At 69.5% G+C, this 8,515-nt stretch carries 11 protein-coding genes and 1 pseudogene; 8 read left to right on the top strand and 4 right to left on the bottom strand.

Going from position 1 to position 8,515, the window contains the following annotated elements; genetic code table 11:
* Positions 1 to 372: 372 nt before the first annotated feature.
* A complete protein-coding gene (locus ACFWMR_RS25480; protein ID WP_093937914.1) occupies positions 373 to 873 on the bottom strand; it encodes a CGNR zinc finger domain-containing protein in 501 nt (166 codons plus the stop codon).
* 60 nt (positions 874 to 933) lie between these two features.
* Between ACFWMR_RS25480 and ACFWMR_RS25475 the strand changes: the two genes are divergently transcribed.
* The 3 genes from ACFWMR_RS25475 to ACFWMR_RS25465 are packed head-to-tail and all read left to right on the top strand — an operon-like array spanning position 934 to position 2,372.
* Positions 934 to 1,302 (top strand): VOC family protein, encoded by a 369-nt coding sequence (locus ACFWMR_RS25475; protein WP_093937915.1) that lies wholly within the window; start codon positions 934 to 936, stop codon positions 1,300 to 1,302.
* A gap of 33 nt (positions 1,303 to 1,335) precedes the next feature.
* On the top strand, positions 1,336 to 1,713 hold the full coding sequence (locus ACFWMR_RS25470; RefSeq protein ID WP_093937916.1) for a TFIIB-type zinc ribbon-containing protein: 378 nt from the start codon (positions 1,336 to 1,338) through the stop codon (positions 1,711 to 1,713).
* Positions 1,714 to 1,715: 2 nt separating this feature from the next.
* A complete protein-coding gene (locus tag ACFWMR_RS25465) occupies positions 1,716 to 2,372 on the top strand; it encodes an AAA family ATPase (RefSeq protein WP_378380152.1) in 657 nt (218 codons plus the stop codon).
* Here ACFWMR_RS25465 and ACFWMR_RS25460 read toward each other — a convergent pair.
* Positions 2,337 to 3,467, bottom strand: coding sequence for a methyltransferase domain-containing protein (locus ACFWMR_RS25460; protein ID WP_378380151.1), 1,131 nt, complete (start codon positions 3,465 to 3,467; stop codon positions 2,337 to 2,339). The two genes, ACFWMR_RS25465 and ACFWMR_RS25460, sit on opposite strands and share 36 nt — an antisense overlap.
* A 151-nt stretch (positions 3,468 to 3,618) precedes the next feature.
* Here ACFWMR_RS25460 and ACFWMR_RS25455 point away from each other — a divergent pair, with 151 nt between their 5' ends.
* The 5 genes and pseudogenes from ACFWMR_RS25455 to ACFWMR_RS25435 all read left to right on the top strand — a co-directional run.
* A complete protein-coding gene (locus ACFWMR_RS25455; protein ID WP_093937940.1) occupies positions 3,619 to 4,041 on the top strand; it encodes a helix-turn-helix domain-containing protein in 423 nt (140 codons plus the stop codon).
* Positions 4,038 to 4,715: a hypothetical protein gene (locus ACFWMR_RS25450; protein WP_378380150.1), complete on the top strand. Its 678-nt coding sequence runs from the start codon at positions 4,038 to 4,040 to the stop codon at positions 4,713 to 4,715. Before ACFWMR_RS25455 ends, ACFWMR_RS25450 begins: the two co-directional genes overlap by 4 nt.
* A gap of 85 nt (positions 4,716 to 4,800) precedes the next feature.
* A complete protein-coding gene (locus ACFWMR_RS25445) occupies positions 4,801 to 5,094 on the top strand; it encodes a DUF2516 family protein (protein WP_093937920.1) in 294 nt (97 codons plus the stop codon).
* 13 nt (positions 5,095 to 5,107) lie between these two features.
* A complete protein-coding gene (locus ACFWMR_RS25440) occupies positions 5,108 to 5,662 on the top strand; it encodes a YbaK/EbsC family protein (RefSeq protein WP_378380149.1) in 555 nt (184 codons plus the stop codon).
* Positions 5,659 to 7,089, top strand: a pseudogene (locus tag ACFWMR_RS25435) (aromatic amino acid lyase); the annotation flags it as partial. The gene ACFWMR_RS25440 and the pseudogene ACFWMR_RS25435, both read left to right, overlap by 4 nt.
* On the opposite strand, the gene ACFWMR_RS25430 reads toward ACFWMR_RS25435, so the two are convergent.
* Positions 7,089 to 7,805, bottom strand: a complete 717-nt coding sequence (locus ACFWMR_RS25430; RefSeq protein WP_093937941.1) for an ABC transporter permease — start codon at positions 7,803 to 7,805, stop codon at positions 7,089 to 7,091. The pseudogene ACFWMR_RS25435 and the gene ACFWMR_RS25430 overlap by 1 nt on opposite strands.
* Complete coding sequence (locus tag ACFWMR_RS25425; RefSeq protein ID WP_378277714.1) at positions 7,802 to 8,488, bottom strand: ABC transporter permease; 687 nt, start codon at positions 8,486 to 8,488, stop codon at positions 7,802 to 7,804. The genes ACFWMR_RS25430 and ACFWMR_RS25425 overlap by 4 nt, the downstream gene beginning before the upstream one ends.
* Between the last annotated feature and the right edge of the window lie 27 nt (positions 8,489 to 8,515).

Here is an 8,515-nt window from a genome sequence, read left to right as displayed (position 1 = left end):
AGCCCGGGGGAAGATTCCGGACGTTCAACGTCCGGAATCTTCCCCCGTCACCTCGTCTGCCACCCGGACGTGACCAGCACGGTCTTGATCAACGGAAGATCGGGACGTTGAGTGTCCCGGATCTTCCGTCGAGCCTGGCAGCAGCGGGACCGTTACCCTCGCGCAGCTCAGGCGTAGGTCGGTAAATGGCGGTCCGCACCAACCCGACCTGCCACTCACGACCACCCATCGCCGCCTCCGGTTCGTATAGGGCTGACGGGCGCTTTCCCCGCATGCCATGCGGTGAAAGCGCCCTTCGCCGCGTGAGACGAGGTGAAGGGCCCCTTCAGCCCTCACCGCCGCAAGTAGGTGGGGGCACGCGAGTCCCGCGGATCAGGTCGAGACGTCCGCCGTCCGTGCCCGCCAGGCCCGCGCCTTCTCCCGGTTCCCGCAAGCCCGCATCGAGCACCATGTCCTCGACCGGTTGCGCGATTCGTCGTAGAACGCCCACAGGCAGTCGTCCGCCGGGCAGATCTTGAGCCGGATCCACTCGCCGAGCACGGTCAGCCGGGTGGACGCCGCCATCACCGCTTCGCTGACCGTCTCCGCGACGAGGAGCGGGCCTTCCGGGCCGAGGACGATCTCCGCCGGCGCGCGCAGGCCGAGCCGGGGCAGCCGCGGGTCGCCGATCGCCGCCCGCAGCGCGTCCCGGGTTTCGCGCGCGGCCGCGGGGGTATCCGCCCGCAGCCGGTGATCTCGCGCCCAGCGTTGCCAGGTCTCCAGATCGTCCAAGAGGTCGGTGCCGCGTTCGACGTTCACCGTGTTCAGAAACTCGACCACCAGGGACGCGTCGGTGTTCACCTCGCACAGTGTACGGGCGAGACCTGTTGTCATCGGCTCCGATAACCCGCATACTCGCTTCACTGGTTACTCGATCATTCTGGAGGCTGAACCATGGGTGCGGTACCGACCTTCGGCGCGGTGGCCCTCGACTGCCCGGACCCGGTCGCGCTGGCGGAGTTCTACCGCGAACTGCTCGACTGGAAGGCGGGCGAAGTCGCCGAAGACGGCCATTGGGTGACTCTGCGGAACCCGCAGGGCGGCGCGCGGTTCTCGTTCCAGCGGGTGCCGGACTATCGCCCGCCCGCGTGGCCGTCCGCCGAGAACCCGCAGCAAGCGCACGTCGATCTCGACGTCACCGACATGGAGGCCGCTCACGAGCGCGCGCTGGCCATCGGCGCGAAGCTGCTCGACGACTCTCCGGAGACGTTCCGGGTGTACGCGGATCCGGCCGGGCATCCGTTTTGTCTGTGCGCCTGCTGACCTCGGACGCGAAAAATGCGTAATCTCTGATACGTGATTTGTCCGAAGTGCCAGAACGTCATGAAGACCGTCGACAAGAACGGCATCCACATCGACCAGTGCCAGGGATGCCGCGGCATCTTCCTGGACAGGGGTGAGCTGGAAGCCATCGCCGGTGCCGAGAACTCGTACTACGGCGGCCACCAGCCCCCGCCGTATCAGGGAGGTGGGCACGCGCCGGCGCCGCACTACGGCCGTCCGGACTCCCCGCGGCCGCATCGCGGCGGGTACGCAGACTCCCCGAAGGGCTACCGGGGCGGTTACGCCGACTCGCCCAAGGGGTACCGCGGCGGCTACGCGGATTCCCCGCACGGGTACGGCCACCACGGCAAGCGTCGCAAGGGCGGCTTCCTCGAGGGCCTGTTCGACTGACCGTGGTCCTCGATCTCAAGATCTGCCCGGCCTGCGGTGATCGCGCCGAACGGCCACACGTCGAGAGCGGGCTGCTGGTGTGCGCGGAATGCGCGCACCGGTGGCCGTTCCGGCGGCTCCCGCTGTTCGCGCTGACCGGGCCGAGCGGGGCGGGCAAGTCGACGGTCGGGCCGCTGCTGGCGCGCCGGCTCGGCGACCTCGCGCTCGTGGTCGAGCAGGACGTGCTGTGGACCGGGGCGTTGCGCGACGACGTCCCCGGCCATCCCGCGTTCCGCTCGACCTGGCTGCGGATGGCGGCGATGCTGCACCAGAACGGCCGTCCGGTCGTGCTCTGCGGCACCGTCGCGCCGCCCGAGTTCGAACGGCTGCCCGAGCGCGTCTTCTTCTCCGACATCCACTATCTGGCGCTCGTCAGCGAGCCCGAAGCGCTGCGCAAGCGTTTGCTGGCGCGGCCCGCCTGGCGCGAGTGGGACGAGGAGCGGGTCGAGGAGATGCTGGAGTTCAACGAGTGGCTGCGCCGGGAAGCGCCCTCGATGGATCCGCCGGTCGCCTTGTTCGACACCACCCACATCCCGGTCGACGCCGCTGTCGAGCACGTCGAGACGTGGGTGCGAAGCCTGCTTTCAAGGACACAAGGGCCAAGTGTGGCCGTCGGGTGAATCCAGCCAGATCATCTGGTTCTCGCCGTCGAGGCTGAGCCCGAACCGATCCCGCCACGGCTGACCGAGGTCCAGCCATTCCTCGTAGGCGTGCTCGACGGTCTCCCACAGTCGCCGCGGGCCGCCTTCGGCCACTTCGAACTCGCTGCCCGACGGCCGATGCCGCACCCATGAGCCGTCCGGATGGACCAGCGCGGCGCGCCGGCCGTCCCGCATGGCCGTCACGCCCGGGAGCTGAAGGCCGGCGAAGAACTCGAAGCGGCTGCGGACTTCCGTGATCACTCCCATCGGCAGCCGGGTCGGCCGCCAGACGAGGTCGCCGTCTGGCACCTTCGACGGCTTGAAGCGGTGCGCGCGCAGCGGCATGAAGCGACCGTCGCGCGCCAGCACCCGTCCATGGCCCGTCGCGCCTTCGCCCGCGACGATCCGCACCAGCCCGCCGCCGATCGGCCGGTTCAGGGTGGTGACGATCAGTCCGCCCGGCACCGTTTGTTCCAGCCAGGCGGGCGGGATCGACGACACCGAGCACGTGCAGATCACCCGGTCGTAGAGCACGCCGGCCGGGAAGCCCTGGGCGCCGTCGGCCGCGGCGCACGAAGGCGCGTACCCGGCTTCCGCGAGCCGCTTGCGCGCGGCGTCGACCAGTTCCGGGTCGATGTCCACTGTGTACACGAGCCCCGAGCCGAGCCGCTGGCAGAGCAGGGCGGCGTTGTAGCCGGTGCCCGTGCCGATCTCCAGGACGCGGTTCCCGTCGGCGACCCGGAGCTCTTCGAGCATGATCGCCATGATCGTCGGCTGGCTGGACGAACTCGTCGGCGTCCCCGGCTGCGCGCCGAGGTAACGCGCCCGTTCCCAGAGCCCGGAATCGTCGTCGAGCTGGACGACCAGCACCTCAGGGGAATAGACGCGGGCGAGCCACTCGTCGTCGCCGCTCTCCATCGCGGCCCAGCCGTTCGCCGCCGGGACGAAGAAGCGCGGCAGGAAGACGTGCCTCGGCACGGTGCGGAAAGCGGTCATCCAGCGCGCGTCGTGCAGCACTCCCTCGCCGAGCAGATGCTCGACCAGGCGCCGCCGCAGCCGCGTCGCGTTCGACATCCCTCCACGGTAGCCGGGTGAGCACCGACACACCCGATGGTTGCAAGCAGAGTGCTTGCAATAGCTAGCACTCGCGCGTAGCGTTGAAGACGTCGCGAGGAGGTGACCGATGACAGACACCAACCGGGATCAGCCCGCATCGGGCGGACCGATGGAGAAGGTCGCGGACATCGCTTCCGACATCGGCGAGTACATCCGGCAGCAGCGCAGCAACGCGAAGATCTCCTTGCGGCAGCTGTCGAAACTCGCCGGAGTGTCCAATCCATACCTGAGTCAGATCGAGCGCGGGGTCCGCAAACCCAGCGCGGAGATCCTCCAGCAGATCGCCAAAGGCCTGCGAATCTCGGCCGAGGCGCTCTACGTGCAAGCGGGAATCCTCGATCTGCCCACGGGCGGCCCGGTCGGCGACGCGATCCGCGCCGACACCGAGCTGACCGAACGGCAGAAGCAGGTCCTGCTCGACGTCTACGAATCGTTCCGCCGCGAGAACGCCGCCGCGAAGCCGGCATCGACGACGCAGGCGGCGGACGCGAAACCCGAAGACCCAGCCGACGAATCCAAGGAGTCAGCATGACCACGGCCACCAAGACCGAACGCAAGCACACCGCCCTCGACCAGGTCCGCACCCCGCTGCTGGCCGCCCTCGGCGCTGGCAACCTGGCGGGCCAGGCCGTCGTCGACGCCGTGTCGAAGGCGAAGGAGCGCGTCGTCGAGAGCGGCGAGGCCGCCCGCAAGAACATCGAGGAGCTCCCGCACGACGTGGAGGGCATCCGCGAGAAGCTGGACCCGGCCGAGCTGCGCAAGGTCATCGACGAGTACACCGAAGCCGCGCTGAAGCTGTACAACAAGCTGGCCGAGACCGGCGAGCAGGCGTGGGACAAGTTCGCCGCGCAGCCGCAGGTCAAGAAGACCATCGAGCAGCTCGAAGAGGCGCTGAGCACCGCGCAGGACCGCGTCGAGGACGTGACCACCGACGCCCGTGAGCGCCTCGACACCGTGCTCGGCAAGGTCACCAAGGGCACCCGCTCGGTGGGCGAGAAGACCGCCCGCAAGGTGACCGAGGTCGCCGGCGAGATCGCCGACGAGGTCGAGGAGATCGGCGACGACCTCGCGCACGAGACCCGCTCGGCTTCGCGCAAGGTCGCCAACAAGACCGCGCCGAAGACCACCTCCCCGGCCGCGCGCCGCACCACCACCAGCCCGGCCGCCAAGAAGCCGGCCACCGCGCCGAAGACGACCGAGAAGTAAAGGTCCGCGCGAACTCGCCCGCCCCTGGCACCGCTTCGGTGCCAGGGGCCCGGGTCATTCGCCCGGTTTGACGTAAGCTGACTTCGTGCTCGTTGCCACCTGGATCCTCATCGCCATCCATTGGGCCGGCGCACTGACGGGGCTGTTCGCTTTCGTGCATGCGCTGCGTCAGCGCTCGGATGCCTATTCCGCCGCGGATCGCAAGACCAAACCCATCTGGATGCTCATCACCGGCGGGTCCACCGTCGTGATGGTCCTGTTCGAGTTCTACGGCGGCGGCATGATCCTGTGGCTGCCCGCGCTGGTCGCGGTCCTGGTCTACCTCGTGGACGTCCGCCCCAAGCTCATCGAGGTGCAACGCGGCGGCCGCAACTGGTGATTATGGTGGGCGTGTGACTGACTGGACCATCGCCGGAAGCCTCACCGTCGTCCCCGCCCCCTCGCGCACGGACCTGCTCGCCGAGCCCGTCGCCAAGGCCCTCGCCGCCCTGTCCGATCCCGATGCCCTCGGCGTCGCCGAGATCGACGCCGAACTGGCCGACACCGCCGCCTTCTGCGAGGCGTACGGTTCCCCGCTTTCCGCGTCCGCGAACTGTGTCGTGGTCGCCGGCAAGCGCGCCGGTGAGGTCCGCTTCGCCGCCGCCCTGATCCTCGCCACCACCCGCGCCGACGTGAACGGTGTGATCAAACGCCGTCTCGACGTCCGCAAAGCGTCCTTCGCCCCGATGGACGAGGCCGTCTCGATCACCGGCATGGAGTACGGCGGCATCACGCCCGTCGGGCTGCCCGACTCGTGGCCGATCCTGATCGACCGGCGCGTCGTCGGCGAGCCCGAATTGATCATCGGCAGCGGGATCCGCGGCAGCAAACTGCTGATCTCGGGCGCGGCGCTCGCCTCGCTTCCCGGTGCCGAGGTGATCGAAGACCTCGCGCGCCCCGTCGAGTGAGACTGTCCACAAAGGACTTCGTACTGGCTTCGGCGTTCGAGGCGGATTTCCTCGAAGTCGATCCCGCGTTGCTGGCGAGGGTCGGTGAAAACCGCGCCCGCGTCCTCGACGCGCTGACCGAACGTCCCGTCTACGGCGTGAACACCGGCATGGGGCGGCTCGCCGGGGTCGCGGTGGGCGCGTCCGCCGCGCACCAGCGGAATCTGCTGATCGGCCGCGCCGTCGGCGGCCCGCCCTGGCTTTCGCCCGCGGAGGTGCGCTGGCTCCTGCTGGTGCGCCTGCGGGATCTGCTCGCCCCGGAGGCGGGCGCGAGCCCGGAGCTGGTGACGTTCCTCGTCGACAGGCTGAACGAGGGGTTCACCCCCGCCGTGCCGAGGACGGGGCTGGGCAGCGCCGGCGAGATCATCCCGCTGGCGCATGCCTTCCAGACCTTTCTCGGTGTCGGGACCGTGCTGGTGGATGGCGTCGAGACGGCCGCGTCGGAGGTGCTGGCGAAGCCGTACGAGCCGGGTCTCAAGGAGGGCGCGACCCTGATCCAGGGCTCACCGCTGGCCGAGACTTTCGCGGCCTTCGCCCGTACCGAGGTCCAGCAGGTGGTGGATCTGCAGACGCTGGCCGCCGCGATCGCGATCGACGTTCTCGGTGCGCCGCAGGCGATCTACCGCCCGGCGCTGGCGGGCGACGACCGGGTGCTGGAGTCGGTGCTGTTCGAGCTCGGCGGTCTGCTCGACGGCTCGACGGTGCGCCCGGACGTCGTCCAAGCACCGGTTTCCGTCCGGGTCGCGCCGCGGGCGATCGCCCATCTGACGCGGGTCAACGGCGAGCTGGGCGACGTCCTGAGGCGCTCGACGCAGACCGATTCGCCCGCGTTCCTCGACGGTGATTTCGTGTCCACGACGGGTTTCCACGCTGTCGAACTCGGCCTCCGGATGGACGCGGTGACGGCGGCGCTGGCGCACCTCGGCGAAGTGAGCGTGCAGCGGATGCACCGGTTGCTCGACGAGCGGTTCAGCGGGCTGCCCGCGCAACTCGCGGTGGAGCCGGGGCCGCAGGCGGGATTGGTGCCGCTGCACAAACGCGCGGTGGGGGAGCTGCACGCGTTGCGGCGGCTGGCCACGCCGGCGACGCTGGGCTCCGTCGACACTTCCGCCGGGCAGGAGGACGTGCAGGCCTTCGCCTGGGCGGCGGGGAACCAGCTCCGGGACGCGTGCGCGCGGATGTTCGCCATCACCGCCTGCGAGCTGATCGCCGGATCGCAGGCGAGATGGCTGGCTCAGGGTGACGGTTCACCCTGGCTTCGGGCCGCCTACGACTGGCTACGCGGGCTGGTGCCGCCGGTCGCGGAGGACCGGCCGCTGGGGCCCGAAGTGACCGCTCTCGTCGCGGTACTGAGGGATTCGTACTTCAACGACTTGACGACCCTTACCTAGGCCTGGGCCTCCGCGCGGGACTGGATCGCCAGCCCGCGCGGAGTCACCCAACGCGTGATGAGCGCGAAAACGCCCTCGCACACCAAAGCCAGTGCGACGACGGCGATGCCGCCCGCCAGGATCTCGCCGTGGCCGGGATCCCCGAGCGCGAAACCGTCCACAATGTACCGTCCGAGTCCGCCGCCGTCGTTGACGATCGCGCCGATCGCGACGGTCGCCACCAGTTGCAGGAACGCGACGCGCGCACCCGCGAGGATGACAGGCGACGCGAGCGGCAACTCCAGGCGCAGCATGATCTGCCACTCGCGGTAGCCGGTTCCGCGCGCGGCGTCGACGGTTTCCTGCTCCAGTTGGATGACGCCCGCGTAGGTGTTCGTGAACAACGGCGGCAGCGCCAAGGCCACCAGTGCGAGCATCAGCGGCCAGAACGTCGTGTCGACCTCGAGCCGCGAAGCCAGGAACCAGAACAGGATCACCAGCCCGAAGCTGGGGATCGCGCGGCCGATGTTCACCGCGCTCGTCGCGAGGAACTGCGCGCGGCGGTAGTGCGCGAGCCACAACGCGGGCGGGATCGTCAGCACGGCCGAGATCACCAGTGCCAGCAACGAGAACTGAAGGTGCTCGACGGTCCGGTACGGCACGCCCGCCGGATCGCTCCAGCTCCAGCGGTTCGGTTCGCCGAACCACTCGATGGTCTGGTCGATGATGCTCATCGCGACGCCGCCTTCCGCGACCACGGCGCGAGCGCGCGCCCACCGAGCCACAGCAGCAGATCCACGACCACGGCGAGCACCACGGAAAGCCCGACGCCGACGATGATCGACGTCGGGTTCGGCGTCGCGGTCTGGATCCCGTTGCGGATGAAGTACCCGAGGCCGCCCTTGCCGAGCATGGAAGTCACCGTCACGAGCCCGATCGTGGTCACCGCCGCGACGCGCAGGCCCGCGATCACCACCGGCAGCGCGAGCGGCAGTTCGACCTGCCACAGCAACCGCGCGCGCGTGAAACCCATGCCTATCGCGGCTTCGCGGACTTCCTTGGGTACCTGCTCGACGCCGGTGACGATGTTGCGGATGAGGATCAGCAACGTGTACGTCGCCAGCGGGATGACCGCGGTGGTGAAGGACGTCAAGCCGGTGAAGGGCACCAGTACGGCGAAGGCGCCGAGGCTCGGGATGACGTACAGCGAACCGGCCGCGCCCAGCGCGAGGGCGTAGAACCACCGGCGACGCAGCGAAACCACGGAAACACCGATCGACACCACCAGCCCGATGGCGAGCGCCGCCGCGGTGAGCGTGACGTGCTCGCCGAGCCGCTCGAGGATCTCGTCGAGGTTGCGGTCCACCCACCGCCACTCGAACAGCGGCCGCCCGCCCTGGGCGGGTACGGGGAACACGGAGGATGCTCGCACCGGCCGACCTTA

It is taken from the genome of Amycolatopsis thailandensis, assembly GCF_042723255.1.
GTDB classification, from domain to species: domain Bacteria; phylum Actinomycetota; class Actinomycetes; order Mycobacteriales; family Pseudonocardiaceae; genus Amycolatopsis; species Amycolatopsis thailandensis.
Note: the sequence above shows the minus strand (reverse complement) of the source record. Positions and strands in the feature narration are given on the sequence as shown.

Coding starts and splice junctions, on each gene's coding strand:
- ACFWMR_RS25460 (WP_378380151.1), bottom strand. CDS start 3,467: ATGTCGAACGCGACGCGGCTGCGGCGGCGCCTGGTCGAGCATCTGCTC.
- ACFWMR_RS25475 (WP_093937915.1), top strand. CDS start 934: ATGGGTGCGGTACCGACCTTCGGCGCGGTGGCCCTCGACTGCCCGGAC.
- ACFWMR_RS25430 (WP_093937941.1), bottom strand. CDS start 7,805: ATGAGCATCATCGACCAGACCATCGAGTGGTTCGGCGAACCGAACCGC.
- ACFWMR_RS25480 (WP_093937914.1), bottom strand. CDS start 873: ATGACAACAGGTCTCGCCCGTACACTGTGCGAGGTGAACACCGACGCG.
- ACFWMR_RS25455 (WP_093937940.1), top strand. CDS start 3,619: ATGGAGAAGGTCGCGGACATCGCTTCCGACATCGGCGAGTACATCCGG.
- ACFWMR_RS25450 (WP_378380150.1), top strand. CDS start 4,038: ATGACCACGGCCACCAAGACCGAACGCAAGCACACCGCCCTCGACCAG.